Below are 22,246 nucleotides of genomic sequence, written 5' to 3'. Positions count from 1 at the left end.
ATAGTTGTTCGGTGACCTCGCAGATCTTCCCCTCCGACGTGCAGCAGTCGCTGGACCTCGTCGGCATCTTCGTCTTCGCCCTCTCCGGAGGGCTGCTCGCCGTCCGCAAGAACATGGACATCTTCGGCATCGCGGTGCTGGCCGAGGTCACCGCGCTCGGCGGCGGTGTGATCCGGGACCTGGTGATCGGGGCGACGCCCGTCGCGGCGTTCAGCAACCTCGGGTACTTCATCACCCCGCTGGTCGCCGCGCTGGTGGTGTTCTTCCTGCACCCCGAGGTCGAGCGGATCAACCGGGCGGTGCAGACCCTGGACGCCCTCGGCCTCGGCCTGTTCTGCGTCACCGGCACCGCCAAGGCGCACGACTACGGGCTCGGCGCGGTGTCGGCCGTCGCCCTCGGCATGGTCACCGCGGCCGGCGGCGGGGTGATCCGCGACGTGCTGGCCGGCGAGATCCCCTCGCTGCTGCGCTGGGACCGGGAGATCTACGCCGTCCCGGCCCTGGTCGGCGCCGCCCTGGTAGCGGTGCTGATCGGCGTCGACCGGCTGACCGGCGCCACCGGCACCGCCGCCGCGCTCACCGCCTTCGGGCTGCGGATGCTCGCGCTGAAGTACGGCTGGCGCGCCCCGCGGGCCTGGCGCCGCAACGGTTCTCGCACCAGCGAGGAGTAGGCGAGCCGCCGTACGCGAGCGAGATCGCCTCCGCCGTGCAGAGCAGTTCCGGCACCATCCGGGCGAGTTCGGCCGGCGGCACCTGGCTCGCCGGGGCGCTCAGCGCGCAGGCCGCGACCGTCCGGCCGCCGCTGCCCGCCACCGGCGCGGCCACGCACGTCACCGGCTCCCGGTGCTCGGCCGACTCCACCGCCCAGCCCCGCAGCCGCACCGCCGCCAGTTCGGCCGGCAACTCCCCGTCGGGGGTGCCGTCCTCGGGCAGCCCGGCCAGCAGCACCCGGCCGATCGCCGTCCCGCCGGCCGGCGCCCGCCGCCCGATCCGGGACGCCCGGGCGGTGCCCGGCCCGGCCCAGCTGCCGGCCACCTCGTCCAGGTACAGCACCTCGCCGTCCTGGAGCACGGCCAGCTGGACGGTGTAGCCGCAGCGCGCGTTGAGCGCCGCCAGGTACGGCGCGGCGACCTGCCGGACGTCGATCTCCTCCAGCGCCCGGTGGGCCAGGGAGAGCACCCGGCCGCCGAGGCGGTAGCGCAGATCGGGCTGGCGCTGCGCGAAGCCGTGCTCCTCCAGGGTGCGCAGCAGCCGCAGCGCGGTGGACTTGTGCACCCCGATGCTGGTCGCGGCCTGCTCCAGGGTGACCGGCCCGTCGCCGAGCGACCCGAGCAGGGTCAGGGCGCGGTCGACCGACTGCGACATGGCGCACCGCTCCTGTCCACGCCGATGGGAAGTGAGAGTGGGACGTGATCCCGGGCCGTGCCCGCGGGCCGGGCCGGGGCCCGTCCGCGGGAAGCGTCCGTCAGGCTAACCGCTCGGCCGCGCGACGGGTCAAACGGGTGCCGGACACCGGTGTCCGGTGGGCGCGCGCTCCGGGTAACGTCCGGGAGTCGTCCGGTGGCCGGATCGGTGCGCACACCGGGACGGGGCCCGGGGAGCGCCCTCTACAATCGGATGGTTATGCCATACCTGGACCATGCGGCGACCACGCCGATGCTGCCCGAGGCGATCGCCGCGATGTCGGCGCACCTGGGGGTGGTCGGCAACGCCTCGTCCCTGCACGCGGCCGGCCGCCGGGCCCGCCGGGTGGTCGAGGAGGCCCGCGAGTCGCTGGCCGACTCGCTGGGCGCCCGCCCGAGCGAGATCGTGCTCACCGGCGGGGGCACCGAGTCCGACAACCTCGCCGTCAAGGGCCTGTACTGGGCCCGCCGGGGCGCCGACCCGGCCCGCACCCGGGTGCTGTGCAGCCCGGTCGAGCACCACGCGGTGCTGGACGCGGTGCACTGGCTCTCCGAGCACGAGGGCGCCGACGTCGAGTACCTGCCGGTCGACCCGCTCGGCCGGGTGCACCCGCAGGCGCTGCGCGAGGCGATCGAGCGGGACCCGTACTCGGTCGCGCTGGTCACCGTGATGTGGGCCAACAACGAGGTCGGCACCGTCCAGCCGGTGCGCGAACTCGCCGCCGTCGCGGCCGAGTACGGCATCCCGATGCACGCCGACGCGGTGCAGGCGCTCGGGCAGGTCCCGGTCTCCTTCGCCGAGTCTGGGCTCACCGCGCTCACCGTCACCGGGCACAAGATCGGCGGCCCGTTCGGCATCGGCGCGCTGCTGCTCTCGCGCGGCGCCGCGCCCGTCCCGCTGCTGCACGGCGGCGGCCAGGAGCGCGACGTCCGCTCCGGCACCCTGGACGCGCCCGCCGCCGCCGGCTTCGCCACCGCCGCGGCCCTCGCGGTCGAGCGCCAGCCGGAGCACGCGGTCGTGCTCGGCGCGCTGCGCGACGAGCTGATCGCCGCCGTGCTGGCCGCCGTCCCCGCCGCGGTGCTCAACGGCGACCCGGCCGCCGAGGGGCGGCTGCCCGCCAACGCGCACTTCTCCTTCCCCGGCTGCGAGGGCGACGCGCTGCTGATGCTGCTCGACGCCCAGGGCATCGAGTGCTCCACCGGCTCGGCCTGCTCGGCCGGGGTGCCGCAGCCCAGCCACGTGCTGCTCGCGATGGGCGTCGACCCGGCGCTGGCCCGGGCCTCGCTGCGGTTCTCGCTCGGGCACACCTCGGTGCGCGAGGACGTGACGGCGCTGGTCGCGGCCATCGCCCCGGCCGTCCAGCGGGCCCGCAACGCGGGTCTGGCGGCGGTGCGGCGGTAGTTCCTCCGGGCGGTCGGGCATGTACGGCGGCCCCGTACTCTTGTAGTCACCATGACTGACTTCCCGGGTGCCCCGACCGCTCCGTCCACCGGCCGTCTGCGCGTGCTCGCGGCGATGTCCGGCGGCGTCGACTCCGCCGTCGCCGCCGCCCGCGCCGCCGAGGCGGGGCACGAGGTGACGGGCGTCCACCTGGCGCTGTCCGCCAACCCGCAGTCCTTCCGCACCGGGGCCCGCGGCTGCTGCACCATCGAGGACTCCCGGGACGCGTGGCGCGCGGCCGACGTGATCGGCATCCCGTTCTACGTCTGGGACCTCGCCGAGCGCTTCCGCGAGGACGTCATCGACGACTTCGTCGCCGAGTACGCGGCCGGCCGCACCCCCAATCCCTGCCTGCGCTGCAACGAGAAGATCAAGTTCGCCGCGCTGCTCGACAAGGCGATCGCGCTCGGCTTCGACGCGGTCTGCACCGGCCACTACGCCCGGATCGTCGACCTGCCGTCCGGGGAGCGCCAGCTGCACCGCGCCGTCGACGCCGCCAAGGACCAGTCCTACGTGCTCGGTGTGCTGGACGCGGACCAGCTCGCCCACTCCCTCTTCCCGCTCGGCGACACCACCAAGGACGCCATCCGCGAGGAGGCCGAGCGCCGCGGCCTGGCCGTCGCCAAGAAGCCGGACAGCCACGACATCTGCTTCATCGCCGACGGCGACACCCAGGGCTTCCTGGCCAAGCACCTCGGCACCGCCACCGGCGACATCCTCGACGCCGACGGCACCAAGCTCGGCGAGCACGACGGCGCGTACGGCTTCACCATCGGCCAGCGCAAGGGCCTGCGGATCGGCCGGCCCGCCGCGGACGGCAAGCCCCGCTACGTCCTCGACATCTCGCCGGTCGACAACACCGTGACCGTCGGCCCGCTGGAGGGTTTGGACGTCACCGCGCTCACCGCGATCCGGCCGCGCTGGTGCGGCACCGAGCCGCTCGCCGACGGCCGGTACACCGCCCAACTGCGCGCCCACGGCGAGGAGGTGCCGGTGAGCGCGTCGGTCGTGGACGGCGAGCTGCGGGTGCAGTTGGACACCCCCGTCCGCGGCATCGCCCCCGGCCAGGCCGTCGTCCTGTACGACGGCACCCGCGTCGTCGGCTCCGCCACCATCGCCGCCACCGAGCGCCCGGCCGTCCGCGCCTGAAACCGGGGTGAGCGAGGCCCGGCCCGCGTGATAGACCAGGTAGCACTATGAATATCTGCGTCTTCTGCTCCGCGTACTCGCTCGACGACCGCTACTCCGCTCCCGCCGCCGAGTTCGCGCGGCTCCTCGGCGAGGGCGGGCACACCCTGGTGTGGGGCGGCTCGAACGCCGGGCTGATGGGGCTGCTGGCCGATGAGGTGAAGGCGGCGGGCGGCAGGCTGGTCGGGGTGCTCGTCGAGATGCTGAGGCACAAGGGGTACGTCGGCGCCGACGAGTTGGTGATGACCGAGGACCTCGCCGAGCGGAAGGCGGAGCTGGCCGCCCGGGCCGACGCGATCGTCGTGCTGGTCGGTGGGCTGGGCACCCTCGACGAGGTGACCGAGGTGCTGGAGCTCAAGAAGCACGGCATGTTCGACAAGCCGGTGATCGTCCTGGACACCGAGGGCTTCTACGCGGGCCTGCGCGCGCAGATGGAGCGGATGGACACCGAGGGCTTCCTGCCGCGCCCGCTCGCCGAGCTGATCAGCTTCGCCGACACCCCGGCTCAGGTGTTTGAGCAGCTCAAGGCCTGATTAGATCAGCACCATGGCTGCACATCTGATCACCGGCGCCGGCTCCGGCATCGGCGCCGTCCTGGCCGAGCGTCTCGCCGAGCGCGGCGACGACCTCTGGCTGTTCGCCCGCGACGTCCGCCGCGCCGCCGAACTGCGCGAGCGCTTCCCCGGGGCGCAGACCCTGGTCGGCGACCTCGGCGACCCGGCCAAGCTCTCCTGGGCCCTCGGCCACCAGGCGCTGCCCGTCGAGCTCGACTCCCTCCTGCACGTCGCGGGCATGGTGGAGCTGGGTGCGGTCGGCGAGCTGCCGGTCAAGGCCTGGCAGAGCACCCTGGCCGTCAACCTGGTCGCCCCCGCCGAGCTGACCCGGCTCCTGCTGCCCTCGCTGCGCCTGGTCAAGGGGCACGTGGTGTTCGTCAACTCCGGTGCGGGCCTGAGCGCCTCCGCCGAGTGGTCGGCCTACGCGGCGAGCAAGCACGGCCTCAAGGCGCTCGCCGACGCGCTGCGCCAGGAGGAGCACGCGAACGGCGTCCGGGTCACCTCGGTCTACCCGGGCCGCACCGCCACCGCGATGCAGGCCAAGGTGCACCAGCAGGAGGGCAAGGCCTACGACGAGGACCGCTTCATCGCCCCGGAGTCGGTGGTGAAGGCGATCCTCGCCGCCCTGGACGCCTCCCGCGACGCGGAGCTCACCGACATCACCGTCCGCCCCGGGCGCTGACCTCGCCGGGGCGGCGGCGCACTAGGCTCGGGCGGGTGAGCACCGGAGACACCTTCCCCGACCTGCGCGGCGCCGCCACCGGCGTCGGTTCGCTGCCCGGCACCGACGCGCGGGAGGCCGCCAAGACCTCCACCGGCGCGTTGGAGCAGCTGCCGTTCCTGCCCGAACTCCCCGCCCGGGGGCCGGGCGCCGACATGATCGGCCGCGGCGCCGGCCTGCTGGTCGAGCTGTTCGCACAGACCGAACCGTCCGGCTGGCGGTTCGCCGACCGCCCCGGCCGGGACACCCGGCGCGCGCACTCCTGGTTGGGCGAGGACCTGGACGCGCTGGAGGAGTTCACCCAGGGCTACCAGGGCGCGCTCAAACTCCAGGCCGTGGGCCCGTGGACGCTGGCGGCGAGCATCGAGCTCAGGCACGGCGAGAAGGCGCTCTCCGACCACGGCGCCTGCCGGGACATCGCCGGCTCGCTCACCGAGGGCCTGCGCCGCCACCTGGCGGACGTCCGCCGGCGGGTGCCCGGCGCGCAGCTGGTCCTCCAGCTCGACGAGCCCTCGCTGCCCGCCGTGCTGGCCGGTTCGGTGAAGACCGCCAGCGGCTTCCAGCGGCTGCGCTCGGTGGACCGGCAGGTCGCCGAGGAGGTGCTGCGCGAGACGATCCGCGGCCTGGACGTGCCGGTCGTGGTGCACTGCTGCGCCCCGCAGGTCCCGATCCCGCTGCTGCGTCGGGCCGGGGTGGCCGGGGTCTCCCTCGACTTCTCCCTCCTCACCGAGCGGGAGGACGACGACCTCGGCGAGGCGGTCGAGGCGGGCACGGCGATCCTCGCTGGTGTCGTGCCCTCCACTGACCAGGAGGTGTCCGACCCGGCCGGTAGTGTCCAGGGTGTCAGGACCTTGTGGCGCAGGCTCGGGTTCGCCCCGGAGCTGCTGGGCTGCCGCGTGCTGGTGACGCCGACCTGCGGGCTGGCCGGGGCGTCCCCGGCGTACGCGCGCAAGGCGCTGTCGCTTGCGGCGCGGGCGGCGCAGAGCCTGGTGGACAACCCGGAATGAGAACGTAGGAGGGCTTGCGGTGGTGGCTGTCGAGGGCTGGGAGGACGTCCCTGCGGAGGTGCGCAGGCGGCACGCCGAGCTGGTCGTGGAGATCACCGAGCACCGCGCCCGGTACTACGTGCAGGACGCCCCGGTCGTCAGCGACGCCGAGTTCGACGTCCTGATGCGCGAGCTGGAGGCGGTCGAGGCCGCGCACCCGGCCCTGGTGACGCCGGACTCGCCGACGCAGGAGGTCGGCGGCGACGTCGCGGAGGGCTTCACCAAGGTCGAGCACCGCGAGCGGCTGCTCAGCCTCGACAACGCCATGGACGACGAGGAGCTGGCGGCCTGGGCGGACCGGGTCGCCCGCGAGCTGGACGGCATCGACTACCACTACCTGTGCGAGCTCAAGGTGGACGGCCTGGCCGTCAACCTCACCTACGAGCGCGGCCAGTTGGTCCTGGCCGCGACCCGGGGCACCGGCCGGGTCGGCGAGGACATCACCGCCAACGTCCGCACCATCAAGGAGATCCCGCAGCAGCTCACCGGCGACGACCTGCCCGAGCTGGTCGAGATCCGCGGCGAGGTCTACCTGCCCACCGAGGCCTTCGAGGAACTGAACGCCTCGCTGGCGGCGGAGAACGAGCGCCGCCGGGCGGAGAACGAGGAGCGCGCCAAGGAGGGCAGGCGTCCGCAGGCGCTGCTCCACCTGTTCGCCAACCCGCGCAACGCCGCCGCCGGTTCGCTGCGCCAGAAGGACCCGCTGGTCACCGCGTCCCGTCCGCTGCACATGGTGGTGCACGGCATCGGCGCCCGGGTCGGCTTCGACATCGACTGCCAGTCGCACGCCTACGACCTGCTGCGCGCGTGGGGCCTGCCGACGGCCCGGCACAACAAGGTGGTCGGGACGCTCGACGAGGTGCGGGCGTTCATCGGGCACTTCGGCGAGCAGCGGCACTCGGTCGAGCACGAGATCGACGGCGTCGTGGTCAAGGTGGACGAGATCGCCCTGCAAGGGCGGCTCGGTTCCACCTCCAAGTCGCCGCGCTGGGCGATCGCCTGGAAGTACCCGCCGGAGGAGGTCACCGGCAGGCTGGCCGCGATCAAGGTCGGCATCGGCCGCACCGGCCGGGCCACCCCGTACGCGGTGCTGGCCGAGCCGGTGAAGGTGGCCGGCTCGATGGTGCAGTACGCGACGCTGCACAACCAGCAGGTCGTCAAGGCCAAGGGCGTGCTGCTCGGCGACACCATCGTGCTGCGCAAGGCCGGCGACGTCATCCCGGAGATCCTCGGCCCGGTGGAGAGCCTGCGGGACGGCACCGAGCAGGAGTTCGTGATGCCCTCGCACTGCCACGAGTGCGGGGCCGAGCTGCGCCCGATGTCCGAGGGGGACATCGATCTGCGCTGCCCCAACGCGCAGTTCTGCCCGGCGCAGATCCGCGAGCGGATCGCCTTCCTGGGCGGCCGTTCCTCGCTGGACATCGAGGGCCTGGGCTATGTCGCGGCGACCGCGCTGACCCAGCCGCTGGAGCCGGCCGAGGCGCCGGTGCGGGACGAGGGCGACATCTTCGGCCTGACGATGGAGCAGTTGCTGCCGATCGAGGTGCTGGTCCGCGACCAGAAGACGGGCATGCCCAAGCTGGACGACCGCACCGGCAAGGAGAAGAAGGCCACCTTCTTCGCGAACCAGAAGGGCGAGCCCAAGAAGACGGCGGGCGTGCTGCTGGAGAATCTGGAGAGGGTGAAGGAACGTCCGCTGTGGCGGTTCCTCAACGGCCTCTCGATCCGGCACGTCGGGCCGGTCGCGGCGCAGGAGCTGGCGCGGGAGTTCCGGGACCTCGACCGGATCTTCTCGGCCACCGAGGAGGACCTGGCCGCCGTCGAGGGGGTCGGGCCGATCATCGCCCGTTCCGTCGTCGAGTGGTACCAGGAGGAGTGGCACCGGGGGATCCTGGAGAAGTGGCGCGCGGCCGGCGTCCGCTTCACCGAGGAGCCCGCCGACGAGGAGGAGGCGGAGCGCCCGCTGGAGGGCCTGACCGTCGTGGTCACCGGCACCCTGGCCGGGCACACCCGGGACGGGGCCAAGGAGGCGCTGACCTCGCGCGGCGCGAAGGTGACCGGTTCGGTATCGAAGAAGACAGATTTTGTCGTGGCCGGTGACAACCCAGGGTCCAAGTACGACAAGGCCGTTCAGCTCGGGCTGCCGGTCCTGGACGACGCCGGCTTCGCCGTGCTGCTCGCCGACGGAGCGGCCGCGGCCCGCGCCCACCTCGGCCTGCCCGAGGTCGGGAAGGCCCCCGCCGAGGCCGCCCCGGAGGCCGACCCGAGCGGAGCGTGACCGAACCCGTCTTGTTATCGTCCTGATGCAACGTCACCGGGTGTCGCACCGTGAAAGCGGGCATTGTGTCACTGTGCGACACCCGGGCGCGGTGGCGCGTTTCCGGTTGTCCGAAAGTCTGCCCACCGGGTGGACCCCGGCATACCCTGGAGCGCAACAGAGTGTCAGCAGGGGTGGGGGCACCGGCTGAGCCGGTGCTCCGCGGGGTCGCTCCATGCCCGGCAGCTGTCGGTACCGGCACGGTGCCTCACCGTAAGGCGGCCTGACGGGGCGGGCCCGACGGAGGACAGGGCTTATGGATCGTACGACCGGCGGTGCGCCCACACGCCCGCCGCAGGGGGTGGCAGGTGCGGTCCTGCTGCTCGGCGTGCTGCTGGCCGGTGCCGCGCCGCTCATCCCGCTGGCCGTCCTGGTCTACCGGTACGAGCCCGAACTGCTGCCGCTGTTCGCGGTGCCGCTGGCGGTGCTGGTCGCCGCCTGGCGGATCGCCCGCGACCGCGCCCGTGACCAGCTGACCGACCCGCTGACGGATCTGCCCAACCGTCAGGCCCTGTTGATGGCTGCCCAGGAGGCGATCGCGGAGCGTGCGGAAGGTTACAGCGTCGGTCTCATCCTGCTCGATCTCGATCGTTTCCGATCGCTCAACGACACCCTCGGTCACACCGCCGGCGACCGGCTGCTGGTGCACATCGCCCGTCGGCTGCACCGCGCGCTGCGCTCCGGAGGCCCGGCCGGCAGCGCCACCCGGGAGTCCATCGACGACGTCTTCGCCGGCCTGCCCCGGAACTACCGGCGCGGCCGCCCGATGGTGGCCCGGATGGGCGGCGACGAGTTCGCCGTGCTGCTGCCCGGCATCAACTGCCCGGACAGCCTGGAGCGGGTTGCCAAGGCGCTGATCGCCGAACTCGCCGCGCCGATCCGGCTGGACGGGCTGCTGCTCGTGCTGGAGGCCAGCGCCGGCGTCTGCGTCTACCCGCAGCACGCCCAGGACGCCGAGGCGCTGCTGCGCCGCGCCGACGTGGCGATGGGCCACGCCCAGCGCGGTTGCAGCGGCGTCGCGCAGTACGACGAGACCCAGGACGCCGACACGCCGTACCGGATAGGGCTGCTCGGCGACCTGCGGCGGGCCCTGGAGACCGGCGAGGTGCAGCTGCACTACCAGCCCAAGGTGGCCTTCGACGGCCGGGTGGTCGGCCTGGAGGCGCTGCTGCGCTGGGAGCGCCCCGGCCAGGGCCGGGTCTCGCCGGACGAGTTCGTCGGGCTCGCCGAGTCCAGCGGCCTGATGCCCCGGCTCACCGACTACGTGCTGGAGGCCGCCGTCGGGCAGCTCGCCTACTGGCGGGAGCAGGGCCTCCAGGTGCAGGTCGCGGTCAACGTCTCCCCGCGCGACGTGCTCAACCCCGGCTTCGCCCAGCGCGTCGCCGGCCACCTCGTCCGCCACCAGGTGCCGGCCCACGCGCTCCAGCTGGAGATCACCGAACGGCTGCTGCTGGACGACTCCCGCCGGGCCGCCGACACCCTCGCCGAACTGCGCGGCTACGGCGTCGGGATGTCCCTGGACGACTTCGGCACCGGCCACTCCTCGCTGGTGCGGCTGCGCAGCCTGCCGGTCGGCGAGCTGAAGATCGACCGCTCCTTCGTCTCCCGGATGGTCATCGACGACCACGACGCGGCGGTGGTGCGCTGCTCGGTGGAGCTCGCCCACTCGCTGGGCCTGACCGTGGTCGCCGAGGGCGTCGAGGACGACGAGACCTGGGAGCGGCTGCACTGCATGGGCGTGGACGCCGTCCAGGGCTGGCTGGTGTCGGCCGCGCTGCCGGCCGAGCAGGCCACCGCCTGGCTGCGGGTGCACCGTACCGGCGCCCCGCCGGTGGAGCGGCTGGTCCCCCCGCCGGGCCGGCTGCCGTCGGCGCTCCACGCGGTGCAGGGGGGCCAGGGCCTGCCGGTCCAGCCGGTGCTGCCGCCGGCCGTCCAGCCGGTGGTCCAGCAGGCCATCGCGCCGGTGCTGCCGTCGACCCTCCCGCCGGTGCTGCCCCCCGTGCTGCCCCCGACGCTCCCGCAGGCTGTGCAGGCCGTTCAGACGGTCCAGGCCGCGCCCGCGCCCCAGCCCGTGTCGGCCGCGCAGATCGAGATCAAGGCGCCGGGCACGCAGAGTTGGGCCCGCACCAGGCCGCAGTGACGGGCGCACACGCTTACTCGTTGGCCGGTGGCCGGGCCGGGCCCCATAGGATGGGGTCCAAAGACCACGAGGACGGAGCACCGGACCGGTTGCTCCTGCCCGGGCCCGGCACCGCCTGCGCGCGGCGCCGGGCCTCACCAGAACTCACCCTGAGGATCGCTGCATGCCTGGCATCACGCGCGAGGAGGTCGCCCACCTCGCCCGGCTGTCGCGTCTTGAGCTGAAGCCCGAAGAGCTGGACCACTTCGCCGAGCAGCTCGACGTGATCATCGGCGCGGTCGCCCGCGTTTCCGAGGTCGCCGGACAGGACGTCCCGCCGACCTCCCACCCGCTCCCGCTGACCAACGTGATGCGCGCGGACGAGGTGCGGCCGTCGCTCACCCCGGAGCAGGCGCTGTCCGGCGCCCCCGCCGCCGAGGAGCAGCGTTTCCGCGTGCCCCAGATCCTCGGGGAGGACTGACCGAGATGACCGAGTTGATCAAGTACACCGCCGCTGAGACGGCTTCCGCCATCGCCAAGGGCGAGGTGTCCGCCGTCGAGGTGGCGCAGGCGCACCTGGACCGCATCGGCGCCGTCGACAAGAAGGTCAACGCCTTCCTGCACGTCGACACCGAGGGCGCGCTGAACGCCGCCAAGGCCGTCGACGAGAAGCGCGCCAAGGGCGAGGAGCTGGGCCCGCTGGCCGGCGTCCCGCTCGCGCTGAAGGACGTCTTCACCACCAAGGGCGTGCCGACCACCTGCGGCTCCAAGATCCTCGAAGGCTGGATCCCGCCGTACGACGCCACGCTGACCACCCGTCTCAAGGACGCCGGCGTGGTCATCCTCGGCAAGACCAACATGGACGAGTTCGCGATGGGCTCCTCCACCGAGAACTCCGCCTACGGCACGACCGGCAACCCGTGGGACCTCTCCCGCATCCCCGGCGGCTCCGGCGGCGGCTCGGCCGCCGCGCTGGCCGCCTTCGAGGCCCCGCTGGCGATCGGCACCGACACCGGCGGCTCGATCCGCCAGCCCGGCGCCGTCACCGGCACCGTCGGCGTCAAGCCGACCTACGGCTCGGTCTCCCGCTACGGCCTGGTCGCCTTCTCGTCCTCGCTGGACCAGGGCGGCCCGTGCGCCCGCACCGTGCTGGACGCGGCGCTGCTGCACGAGGCCATCGCCGGGTACGACCCGCTGGACTCCACCTCGATCGACGCGCCCGTCCCGGCCGTGGTCGAGGCCGCCAAGCTGCGCGACGTGCGCGGCATGCGGATCGGCGTGGTCAAGGAGTTCGCCGGCGAGGGCTACCAGGCCGGCGTGATGGAGCGCTTCAACGAGTCGGTGGAGCTGCTGCGCGAGCTGGGCGCCGAGGTCGTCGAGGTCTCCTGCCCGTCCTTCACCCTGGCGCTGCCGGCGTACTACCTGATCGCGCCCAGCGAGGCCTCGTCCAATCTGGCCCGCTTCGACGCGATGCGCTACGGCCTGCGGGTCGGCGACGACGGCTCCCGCTCGGCCGAGGACGTCACCGCCCTGACCCGCGAGGCCGGCTTCGGCCCCGAGGTCAAGCGCCGCATCATCCTCGGCACCTACGCCCTCTCCTCGGGCTACTACGACGCCTACTACGGCTCGGCCCAGAAGGTCCGCACGCTCATCTCGCGCGACTTCGACGCCGCCTTCGCGGGCGTGGACGTGCTGGTCTCGCCGACCACGCCGACCACCGCCTTCCCGATCGGCGAGCGCGCCGACGACCCGATGGCGATGTACCTGGCCGACCTCTGCACGATTCCGTCGAACCTCGCGGGCAACGCGGCCATGTCGCTGCCCTGCGGTCTGGCCCCGGAGGACAATCTCCCGGTCGGCCTGCAGATCATCGCACCCGCGATGGCGGACGACCGCCTGTACCGGGTGGGCGGCGCCGTCGAGGCCGCACTCAACGACAAGTGGGGGCACACCCTGCTGGAGGAGGCACCGGCACTGTGAGCAAGATCGAGAAGGCCAAGGCCCCGTCGTCCCTCAAGGCCCCGTCGTCCCTGAAGGGCTTCAAGCACAGCAAGCCGGGCCTCTGGCTGTCCATCGGCACCAGCGCCTTCGGCGCGGTCTCGGTCGTCAAGGACGTCCGCAAGGCCCGCGAGGAGAGCGACACCCTCAAGCTGGTCAACGCCCTGGTCGGCGCCGCCGCGCTGATCACCGGTACCGCCCTGCTGGTGCGCGAGCTGCGCCAGCTCGGCTCCGACGACGTCCTGCTGGGCTGAGCTGAGCGCCCCGGCCCGGCCCCGCGCGAGCGGCGGCCGGGCCCGTACCTCCCAAGTCTTTTAGTGAAGGGGACGCTGTGAGCGTCATGAACCTGGTCTCCTACGAGGACGCTCTCGCGTCGTACGACCCGGTGATGGGCCTTGAGGTCCACGTCGAACTGGGCACCAAGACCAAGATGTTCTGCGGTTGCTCGACCGAGCTGGGTGCCGAGCCGAACAGCCAGACCTGCCCGACCTGCCTGGGCCTGCCCGGCTCGCTGCCGGTGGTCAACGCGATCGGCGTGGAGTCGGCCGTCAAGATCGGCCTGGCGCTGAACTGCGAGATCGCCGAGTGGTGCCGGTTCGCGCGGAAGAACTACTTCTACCCGGACATGCCCAAGAACTTCCAGACCTCGCAGTACGACGAGCCGATCGCCTTCAACGGCTACCTCGACGTGCAGCTGGAGGACGGCTCGACCTTCCGCGTGGAGATCGAGCGCGCCCACATGGAGGAGGACACCGGCAAGTCCAGCCACGTCGGTGGCGCCACCGGCCGCATCCACGGCGCCACCCACTCGCTGCTCGACTACAACCGGGCCGGCATCCCGCTGATCGAGATCGTCACCAAGCCGATCACCGGCGCCGGCGTGCGCGCCCCCGAGGTCGCCAAGGCGTACGTCGCCGAGCTGCGCGAGCTGATCAAGGCGCTGGGCGTCTCCGAGGCGCGGATGGACAAGGGCCAGATGCGCTGCGACGTCAACCTGTCGCTGCGCCCCAACGGCACCGAGACCTTCGGCACCCGTTCGGAGACCAAGAACGTCAACTCGCTGCGCAGCGTGGAGCGGGCCGCCCGGTTCGAGATCCAGCGGCACGCCACCGTGCTGACCGACGGCGGCACGATCATCCAGGAGACCCGGCACTTCCACGAGGAGGACGGCAGCACCACCTCGGGCCGGATCAAGGACAACGCCGAGGACTACCGCTACTTCCCCGAGCCGGACCTGGTGCCGATCGCCCCCGCCCGCGCCTGGGTCGAGGAGCTGCGCGCAGGCCTGCCCGAGCTGCCGCGGGTACGCCGGGCCCGGCTGCAGGCCGAGTGGGGCCTGTCCGACAAGGACATGCAGTCGGTGCTGAACGCCGGCGCCGTCGAGCCGATCCAGGAGACCATCGCCGCCGGCGCCCCGGCCGACCAGGCCCGCAAGTGGTGGATGGGCGAGCTGGCCCGCCGGGCCAACGAGACCGGCACCGAGCTGAGCGAGCAGCCGATCACCCCGGCGCAGGTCGCCCGGGTCACCGCGCTGGTCGCCGAGGGCAAGCTGAACGACAAGCTGGCCCGCCAGGTCATCGAGGCCGTGCTGGCCGGCGAGGGCGAGCCGGACGAGGTCGTCGAGAAGCGCGGCCTGGCCGTCGTCTCGGACGACTCCGCGCTCGGTGCGGCCGTCGACCAGGCCATCGCCGAGAACGAGGCGATCGCCGCCAAGATCCGCGACGGCAAGGTCGCCGCGGTCGGCGCGCTGGTCGGTGCGGTCATGAAGGCCACCCGCGGCCAGGCCGACGCGGCCCGCGTCAAGGACCTGATCCTGGAGCGGCTCGCCGTCGAGGGGCAGTAGGCGCAGCCCGGGGAAGCTGGGCGTCTCCGCCTGAGCTTCCTAAGGCGCCTAAGGCATCTAAGGCCCTCTAAGTAAGGCCTAAGGCCCGGTCTCACCTCTAAATCGAGGTAAGACCGGGCCTTTGTCGTTCCCGGGGCCCCGATCTAAGGCACCTGGGGCCCGGAAGATCGGTAGGGCTTCCGATGCGGCACCCCCCGCTGGGAGAGGAAAGTCTTACTCGACAGCGAAACGCAGTGAAACCCACAGGGGGAACCGAAGTGATCGAGTACGAGCTCATCCAGCAGCACGCCCACGAGCTGGCCGTCCGCGCCGAGCACGAGCGCCTGGTCCGGGAGGCCAAGGAGGGGCGCCGCCTGCGGCAGCGTCCGGTGGCCGCCCGCTTCCAGCGGCGCCCCGCGCGCCAGCGCGAATGCTGACGGACCGGCACCACGACGGTGCCGAGGGAGTTTCGGAGGGGGAGGCGCAGCAGGGGAGCGCCTCCCCCTCCGGGCGTTCGCCAGGGGAGATAACCCCTCGGCCCGCCACCTCCGGCTATGGCATGCTCGCCTCCATGCAGCAGATATCGGTGAGTCCCGTCTTCGTCGGCCGCGGCAGCGAGATCACCGAACTGACCGACGCGCTGCGCCGGGCCGGCTCCGGCAGCCCGCAGGCCGTGCTGATCGGCGGCGAGGCGGGCGTCGGCAAGACCCGGCTGCTGGAGGAGTTCCTGGAGCGGGCCGCCGCCGGGGGAGCGGTCACCACGCTCGGCGGCTGCCTGGAGATCGGCGCCGAGGGCCTGCCGTACGCCCCGCTGGCCGCCGCGCTGCGCCGGCTGCACCGCTCGCTGGGCGCCGAGCTGGAGGCCGCGGCGGTCGGCAGCGAGGGGCACCTGGCCCGGCTGCTGCCCGAGTTCGGCGAGGCCGACGGCGAACCCAACGACGAGTACGGCCGGGCCCGGCTGTTCGAGCACACCGCGAGGCTGTTCGAGCGGCTCGGCGCGGAGCGTACCCTCGTGTTCGCCGTCGAGGACCTGCACTGGTCCGACCGCTCCACCCGCGAACTGCTCGCCTTCCTGGTCCGCACCCTGCACCGGTCCCGGGTGCTGCTGGTCGCCACCTACCGCTCCGACGACCTGCACCGCCGCCACCCGCTGCGCCCCTTCCTGGCCGAGCTCGAACGGCTGCGCACCGTCCAGCGGCTGGAGCTGGAACGGTTCGGCCGCGGCGAGGTCGCCGCCCAGCTGGCCGGCATCCTCGGCACCGCCGACCCCGACCGGAAGCTGGTGGACCGCATCCACCGCCGCTCCGAGGGGAACCCGTTCTTCGTCGAGGAGCTGGCCACCGCCTTCGAGGACGGCTGCGGCGCAGGGCTCACCGACTCGCTGCGCGACATCCTGCTGGTCCGGGTGGAGAGCCTGGTCGAGGAGGCCCAGCGGGTGGTGCGGATCGCCGCCGAGGGCGGCTCGCACGTCGAGCACGCCCTGCTGGCGGCCGTCCTGGACGACGACGAGGAGGCGCTGATCGAGGCGCTGCGGGCGGCCGTCGGCGCCAACATCCTGCGCCCGGACGGCGAGGGCGAGGGCTACCGCTTCCGGCACGCGCTGGTCCGCGAGGCGGTCTCGGACGACCTGCTGCCCGGTGAACGGCACCGGATCAACCGCAAGTTCGCACTCGCGGTGGAGGCGCAGCCGCAGCTGGTCTCCTGCGACGCCCTGCCCGCCCGGCTGGCCAACTACTGGTACCACGCGCACGACCCGGCCCGCGCCCTGCCGACCGCCCTGGACGCCGCCCGGGCGGCCCGCCGCCGCAACGCCTTCGCCGAGCAACTGGGCATGCTGGAACGGGCCCTGGAACTGTGGGACATGGTCTCCGAGGAGGTGCTGGCGCACACCCTGCGCCCGTACGACTGGGCCGAGACCTACCCGCCGGGCTCCTGCGACCACAGCACCGCCGACGGGGACTGCGACCGGATCCAGCTGGTCGACGTGCTGGCCGAGGCGGTGGTCGCGGCCCGGCGCTGCGGCGACCGCGAGCGCGGCCTGAGCCTCGCCAGGCGGGGGCTGCGGCTGGTCGACGAGGCGGTGCACCCGGTGCGCGCGGCCTGGTTCCGGATCAACCGGGCCCGGATGCTGGGCAATCTGCGCCGCTCCGGCGACGACGAGGAGATCCTGCACGCGCACCGGCTGGTCGACCACCTGCCGCCGTCCGCCGTCCAGGCCGAGGTGTTCGCGCTCGGCGCCGGGGTGGCGATGCTCAAGAAGCCCGGCCCCGAGCACATCGAGCTGGCCGAGCGGGCGATCCGGATCGCCCAGGAGGTCGGCGCGCACTCCGTCGAGGTGCACGCCCGGATGACGCTCGGCGGCCTGCGCTACGACGTGCACGGCGACGCCGACGGCGGGCTGGCCGAACTGGCCGGGGCGGTCGAGGCGGCCCGCCGGCTGGGCGTGCCCGACCTGCTGCTGCGCGGCGTCAACAACCTGGCCAGCATGCAGCGCGGGGTGGGCCGGGCCGAGGAGGCGGTGGTGCTGGCCCGCGAGGGCCTGGTCTACGCGGACGGCAACGGCCTGCTGCGCAACATCGGCACCATCCTGACCGGCAACCTGGCCGAGGCGCTGACCGACCTGGGGCGGATCCGGGAGGCCGCCGAGGTACTCGACGCCTGCGAGCTGACCAGCCTGACCGGCACCCACGCCGAGTTCCTGGACCGGATGCGCGGCGACCTCGCGCTGCTGCGCGGGGACCTGGCCGGCGCGGCGACCATGCTGGCGCAGGCCCGGTCGGCCAACCGGGTCGGCCAGCTCCAGCACAGCGTGCCGATCAGCCGGCTGGCGGTGCGGATCGCCGCGCTCGCCGGTCGGCCGCTGGAGGCCCGGGAGGAACTGCTCACCGCGCTGGCGGAGGAGGGGCGGCTCGGCCACGAGTCCGACGTGTACCCGCTGCTGGTCGAGGCCGCCACGGTGGAGGCGGACAGCCGGGGCCTGCCGGAGGCCGCGGCGGGCCGGGCCGAGGCACTGGCCGCGATCGCCGCGCGGGCGGCCCGGCTGCGGCCGCGGGCGCCGATGCACCACGGCTGGGCCCGGCTGCTGGAGGGCGAACTGGCCCGCGCCGAGGCCGCCGACACCCCGGAGCAGTGGGCCGCCGCGGTCGCCGCGCTGCGGCCGACCGGGCTGCCGTACCCGCTGGCGGTCGCCCTGCTGCGGGCCGGCGAGGCCGAGGTGCTGGCCGGGCGGCGCGAGGCCGGGGCCGAACTGCTGCGCGAGGCGCGGGAGCTGGCCACCGTCCGGGGCGACCGTCCGCTGCTGGCGGAGGTCGCGGGCCTGGCCGACCGGGCCGGGCTGACGCTGACCCCGGCGGCGGCCGCGCGCCCGGCCGCCGGGCCGGCCGCGACCCCGCCCGCCGGGGAGTCCTTCGGCCTCACCCCCCGTGAGCGGGACGTGCTCCGGTTGCTGGCGCGCGGCTGGAGCAACCGGCAGATCGCGGAGGAGTTGTACATCTCTCCGAAGACCGCGAGCGTGCACGTTTCCAACATCCTGGGCAAGCTCGCGGTCACCGGCCGGGGTGAGGCGGCAGCGCTGGCGCACCGGCTGCGGCTGTTCCCGGACGATCCGGCGTAGGCCCTGTCCCCCCGGGCCTCCCGCTGACCCGAGCGCCCGGCGCCGGGCCTCCTGACCGTCTCCGGTCCGGGCGGCTCGGGGCCGGGCGCCGTCGCGTGCTCCCGTGCGCGCCGCGTGAGCCCCTGGTCGCGCGCCGCCGCCAACCGGGCCGATCCGCCGGAATCGGGTGCATTTCCCCACCCCCTCGCCATTACTCTAAGTTGAGTGCATGTGTCATTGAGTGACGGATTTGGTGTAGGGTCCCGATCGGGAACATCGGTGCGGTGTGGTGACCGGAAGGCCGCCCACCCCCTGGGCCTCCGTCCTGACGGGGCGCCAGGCCACCGCGTACGACCGAGAGGCGCGCGGCCGGTGGCCCGTGGCCGGGGCGCCAGGCCCCGGGCCGGAGGGGGAGAGGCCGAGTGAGCTCCACCGATACGGTGCTGCCCGGGGCCGGACGGCCGGGCGTGCCACCCGCCGACGCGTCCGAGCCCGACACGTCCGCGCCCGGCGCAGCCGCAGCCGGCCCGCCCGCCCCCGGCCGGCGCGGCCCGCTGAACCGGCTCCGGGAGAGCCGGACGCTGCCCGGCCTCGTCCTCGGCGCGCTCTGCCTGGCCTACGCCCTGGGCGCCGCCACCGGCTGGGGATCCTTCCAACTCTCCATCTTCATGGGCGACTTCGGCCTGGCCGCGGCGGCGCTCGCGGCCGCGCTGTCCTGCCTGGTGTACGGCTGCACAGCCGGCGGGCGCGCCCGCCCGGCCTGGCTGCTGTTCGGCCTCTCCTCGCTCATGGTGGCCTGCGGCAACGGCACCTGGGGCTGGTACGAACTGGTCGCCCGCAGCCCGCTGCCGCAGGACTCGCTCGCCGAGTACGCCTTCCTGCTGTTCTCCCCGCTCGCCATCACCGGTGTCCTGGTGCTCGCCCAGCGCCCGCGCTCGGCCGCCGGCTGGCTCTGCCTGCTGCTCGACGGCTGGCTGATCGCCGGCTCGCTGTTCACCCTCAGCTGGAGCCTGGCGCTCGGCCGGATCGCCGCCGGCGAGGTCGGCTCGCCACTGCGGCTGGCCCTCAACCTGGCCTACCCGGTGCTGGACATCCTGCTGGTCAGCCTGGTCGTCGGGCTGCGCTTCGGCGGCCGGGACGGCAATCGGGCGGCCGTGCACACCGCGATGGTGGCGCTGGCCGTCACCGTCCTGTGCGACGCCCTGTTCACCTCCCCGGAGCTGCGCAGCAGCTACCGATCGGGCGAACTGCTGGACGCCGGATGGTTCTCCGGCAGCCTGCTGCTGGCCTGGGCGCCGTGGTCGCCGCGCTGGCGCCGCCCGCTGCGCGAGCACCCCTCGGCCGGAGGCCTGCCGCGCCGCCGGGTGGCCACCACCTTCAGCGCGCTCACCCCGTACGCGGCCGCCGCGGTGTGCACCGCCGGGATCCTCTACAACGCCCTCGGCGGGCGGGAATTGGACCGGGTGGTGGCCGCGGCGGCCTGCACCGTCGGCCTGGCGCTCATCCTGCGCCAGGGCGTGATGCTGCTCGACAACCTCTCGCTCGCCCAGGAACTCGCCCACAAGGAGGCGCACTTCCGCTCCCTGGTGCAGGGCTCCAGCGACGTCATCATGATCGCCGGCGCCAACGGCGTGCTCTCCTACGTCTCCCCGGCCGCACTCGGCGTCTACGGGCGGGACCCGGAGGAACTGGTCGGCGGCAACCTGCTGGACCTGGTCCACCCGGAGGACGTGGACCGGGTGCTCGCCGAGGTCCGCCGCTACCTGGCGAGGGTCCGGCTCACCGCCCACCGCTCCCCGGGCACCGCCGAGCCGTCCGCCCGGGTGGAGTGCCGGATCAGCTCCGGCGGCGGCGAGTGGCTGCACGTCGAGTCGACGGTCAGCCGGCACCGTGACGGCCTGATCCTCAACAGCCGGGACGTGACCGAACGCGTGATACTCCAGGCCCAGTTGCAGCACAACGCCTTCCACGACCCGCTCACCGACCTGCCCAACCGGGCGCTGTTCGCCCAGCGGCTGCGGGCCGCCCTCGGCGCCCGCGGCCAGCAGGGCGAGGGCGGCGCCGGGGTCGCGGTGCTCTTCCTCGACCTGGACGGCTTCAAGGCGGTCAACGACACGGCCGGCCACCAGGTGGGCGACGAACTGCTGGTGCAGGCGGCCCGCCGGCTCCAGGGGGCCGTCCGCTGCGGGGACACCGTCGCCCGGTTCGGCGGCGACGAGTTCGCCGCGCTGGTCTGCGGCCCGCTCGGCCGGCTCCAGGTCCAGGAGCTCGCCGAGCGGCTGCGGATCGCGCTCTCCGAGCCGTACTGGATCGGCGGCGCCGAACTCGGTGTCGCCGCCAGCATCGGCATCGCCTTCGGCACCCCCGAACGCGGCCCGGCCGCCGACCCGAGGGCGGCCACCGACGAGCTGATGCGCAACGCCGACCTCGCGATGTACCGGGCCAAGTCCGAGGGCAAGGGCCGGGTGGTGCTCTACAACCCCGCGATGCGGGCCGATCTGGAGCGCCGCACCGAACTGGAGGAGCGGCTGCGGGCCGCCGTCCGGGAGGGCGGCTTCACCCTGCTCCACCAGCCCGTGGTGGACCTCGGCAGCGGCGCGGTGACCGGCGTCGAGGCGCAGGCCCGCTGGCGTTCGGCGGGCGGCCTGCTGCTCACCCCGGCCGAGTTCCTGCGCTCGGCCGACCACGGCGACGCGGCCACCCGGTTCTCCCGCTGGCTGGTCCAGGAGGCGGTGACGGCCGCGGCCAACCGGCGCGGCCAGTCCGGCCGCAGCCGCAGCGGCCCCGCGCCCGTCCCGGTCGCCGTCCGGCTCTCCACCGAGCGGCTGTGCTCGCCCGGCCTGTACGAGACGGTGGCCGCGGCGCTGCGCGACAGCCGGCTGCCGGCCGGCGAGCTGGTGATCGAGGTGGCCCGGATGGGCCCGGACTCGCTCGCCGACGAACTCGGCCGCCGGCTGGCCGCGTTGCGCCGGCTCGGGGTCACCACCGTGCTGGCCGGCTACGGCGCCGGCAGCGGTTCGCTCGGCGAGCTGGCCCGGCTGCCCCTGGACGGCCTCAAGCTGGACCGCACGCTGGTGCAGGACCTCGGGGAGTCCGCGCTCAGCCGCACGCTCGCCGGGCACGCCCTGCGGCTCGGCCACGACCTCGGCCTGGTCACCGGCGCCGAGGGGGTGGACCTGCCCCGCCAGGTCGCCGCGCTCCAGGAGCTGGGCTGCCGGCAGGGCCAGGGTTCGGCCTTCGCGCCGCCGCTGGACGAGACCCGGCTGCGCCGGGCGCTGGTGCGCCGAGGCTACCCGCTGCCCAGACCGCTCGGCTCGGTCTCGGCCCGGCGCGCGTACCTGGCCGCGGAGGCCCGGACGGGTGGCCGCGGGGAGGGCGGCGGGGGGCGTGTCGTGCATCACCACGGTGCCCCCGACCTGCCCGAACGCCGCGCGGTGACCGGTCCAGGGCCAGGTCCGCATGGCGAGACGGTCATCCCACCTGCTTGACACGTGCCCCCGGACAGGAGGAGGGTCGTTGCCATGCGCACCCGAATTCTCGTACTTGGCGGGCGCGTCGGCTGAGCGGGTTCACACCCCCCGCTTGTGACAGACCGACGCGCCACCCCTCGCATGCCCTTGGCACGAGGGGTTTTTTGTTGCACTGACGCTGTTCCACCACCGCAAGACCCCTGGCCCCGACCGCCCGATCCGCCCCGATTCGCGGGGAGGAAGCGGGACGATTGAGGCAGAGCCGGCGATCGGCCCGAAACCGGGACCCCACCCTCGCACCACCGGGGCCCGAAACCACCGGGCCGGCACATTCCGAGAAGAGACAGGCAGATGACTGAGCACGCCGCATCCCCCCGCCGCGGGGACACCACGGCCGCCCACGCTCCCGCTCCCCAGCACGTCGTCGAAACCATGACCGGCGCCCAGTCGCTCATCCGCTCGCTGGAGGCCGTGGGCGCCGACACCGTCTTCGGCATCCCGGGCGGGGCCATCCTTCCCGCGTACGACCCGCTGATGGACTCGGCCAAGGTGCGCCACATCCTGGTCCGCCACGA

At 73.8% G+C, this 22,246-nt stretch carries 16 protein-coding genes and 1 pseudogene; 16 read left to right on the top strand and 1 reads right to left on the bottom strand.

What is annotated here, in order from left to right:
* Positions 1 to 11 precede the first annotated feature (11 nt).
* Positions 12 to 671 carry a trimeric intracellular cation channel family protein gene (locus ACFWPI_RS34340; protein WP_063347738.1) on the top strand — a complete coding sequence of 220 codons (660 nt, stop codon included), beginning with the start codon at positions 12 to 14 and terminating at the stop codon, positions 669 to 671.
* On the opposite strand, the gene ACFWPI_RS34335 is transcribed toward ACFWPI_RS34340, so the two are convergent.
* Entirely contained in the window at positions 577 to 1,365 is a 789-nt protein-coding gene (locus ACFWPI_RS34335; protein WP_380377623.1) for an IclR family transcriptional regulator, read from the bottom strand. The two genes, ACFWPI_RS34340 and ACFWPI_RS34335, sit on opposite strands and share 95 nt — an antisense overlap.
* A 258-nt stretch (positions 1,366 to 1,623) precedes the next feature.
* Between ACFWPI_RS34335 and ACFWPI_RS34330 the strand changes: the two genes are divergently transcribed.
* The 15 genes and pseudogenes from ACFWPI_RS34330 to ACFWPI_RS34260 form a co-directional block, all read left to right on the top strand.
* Complete coding sequence (locus ACFWPI_RS34330; protein WP_380377625.1) at positions 1,624 to 2,805, top strand: cysteine desulfurase family protein; 1,182 nt, start codon at positions 1,624 to 1,626, stop codon at positions 2,803 to 2,805.
* A gap of 51 nt (positions 2,806 to 2,856) precedes the next feature.
* A complete protein-coding gene (gene mnmA / locus ACFWPI_RS34325) occupies positions 2,857 to 3,993 on the top strand; it encodes a tRNA 2-thiouridine(34) synthase MnmA (RefSeq protein WP_380377627.1) in 1,137 nt (378 codons plus the stop codon).
* A 47-nt stretch (positions 3,994 to 4,040) separates the two neighbouring features.
* The gene (locus ACFWPI_RS34320; protein WP_380377629.1) at positions 4,041 to 4,565 is read left to right on the top strand and encodes a TIGR00730 family Rossman fold protein; all 525 of its coding nucleotides are present in this window, start codon (positions 4,041 to 4,043) and stop codon (positions 4,563 to 4,565) included.
* A gap of 13 nt (positions 4,566 to 4,578) precedes the next feature.
* Entirely contained in the window at positions 4,579 to 5,268 is a 690-nt protein-coding gene (locus ACFWPI_RS34315; protein WP_380377630.1) for an SDR family oxidoreductase, read from the top strand.
* A 35-nt stretch (positions 5,269 to 5,303) separates the two neighbouring features.
* Positions 5,304 to 6,314 carry a methionine synthase gene (locus ACFWPI_RS34310; protein ID WP_380377632.1) on the top strand — a complete coding sequence of 337 codons (1,011 nt, stop codon included), beginning with the start codon at positions 5,304 to 5,306 and terminating at the stop codon, positions 6,312 to 6,314.
* Positions 6,315 to 6,336: 22 nt separating this feature from the next.
* The gene (gene ligA / locus ACFWPI_RS34305) at positions 6,337 to 8,631 is read left to right on the top strand and encodes an NAD-dependent DNA ligase LigA (protein ID WP_380377639.1); all 2,295 of its coding nucleotides are present in this window, start codon (positions 6,337 to 6,339) and stop codon (positions 8,629 to 8,631) included.
* A 358-nt stretch (positions 8,632 to 8,989) separates the two neighbouring features.
* Positions 8,990 to 10,477 (top strand): annotated as a pseudogene (locus ACFWPI_RS34300) (putative bifunctional diguanylate cyclase/phosphodiesterase); the annotation flags it as partial.
* A 496-nt stretch (positions 10,478 to 10,973) separates the two neighbouring features.
* A complete protein-coding gene (gatC, locus tag ACFWPI_RS34295) occupies positions 10,974 to 11,270 on the top strand; it encodes an Asp-tRNA(Asn)/Glu-tRNA(Gln) amidotransferase subunit GatC (RefSeq protein WP_030057414.1) in 297 nt (98 codons plus the stop codon).
* Between the two features lie 5 nt (positions 11,271 to 11,275).
* The gene (gene gatA / locus ACFWPI_RS34290; RefSeq protein ID WP_063347731.1) at positions 11,276 to 12,769 is read left to right on the top strand and encodes an Asp-tRNA(Asn)/Glu-tRNA(Gln) amidotransferase subunit GatA; all 1,494 of its coding nucleotides are present in this window, start codon (positions 11,276 to 11,278) and stop codon (positions 12,767 to 12,769) included.
* Positions 12,766 to 13,041 carry a hypothetical protein gene (locus ACFWPI_RS34285; protein ID WP_350884604.1) on the top strand — a complete coding sequence of 92 codons (276 nt, stop codon included), beginning with the start codon at positions 12,766 to 12,768 and terminating at the stop codon, positions 13,039 to 13,041. The genes gatA and ACFWPI_RS34285 overlap by 4 nt, the downstream gene beginning before the upstream one ends.
* Positions 13,042 to 13,118: 77 nt before the next feature.
* The gene (gene gatB, locus ACFWPI_RS34280; RefSeq protein ID WP_380377634.1) at positions 13,119 to 14,630 is read left to right on the top strand and encodes an Asp-tRNA(Asn)/Glu-tRNA(Gln) amidotransferase subunit GatB; all 1,512 of its coding nucleotides are present in this window, start codon (positions 13,119 to 13,121) and stop codon (positions 14,628 to 14,630) included.
* 257 nt (positions 14,631 to 14,887) lie between these two features.
* Positions 14,888 to 15,046 (top strand): hypothetical protein, encoded by a 159-nt coding sequence (locus ACFWPI_RS34275; protein WP_159398431.1) that lies wholly within the window; start codon positions 14,888 to 14,890, stop codon positions 15,044 to 15,046.
* A 134-nt stretch (positions 15,047 to 15,180) separates the two neighbouring features.
* Positions 15,181 to 18,222 carry a helix-turn-helix transcriptional regulator gene (locus ACFWPI_RS34270; protein WP_380377637.1) on the top strand — a complete coding sequence of 1,014 codons (3,042 nt, stop codon included), beginning with the start codon at positions 15,181 to 15,183 and terminating at the stop codon, positions 18,220 to 18,222.
* 533 nt (positions 18,223 to 18,755) lie between these two features.
* Positions 18,756 to 21,689 carry a putative bifunctional diguanylate cyclase/phosphodiesterase gene (locus tag ACFWPI_RS34265; protein WP_380377640.1) on the top strand — a complete coding sequence of 978 codons (2,934 nt, stop codon included), beginning with the start codon at positions 18,756 to 18,758 and terminating at the stop codon, positions 21,687 to 21,689.
* Positions 21,690 to 22,022: 333 nt separating this feature from the next.
* Positions 22,023 to 22,246, top strand: a 224-nt coding sequence (locus ACFWPI_RS34260) for a thiamine pyrophosphate-binding protein (protein WP_380377638.1), incomplete at its 3' end; no start/stop codon positions are given.

Origin of the sequence: Kitasatospora sp. NPDC058492 (assembly GCF_042720685.1) — a bacterium.
Taxonomy (GTDB): domain Bacteria; phylum Actinomycetota; class Actinomycetes; order Streptomycetales; family Streptomycetaceae; genus Kitasatospora.
The sequence above is the reverse complement of the archived record's forward strand: the minus strand, read 5'-3'. Positions and strand labels throughout refer to the sequence as shown.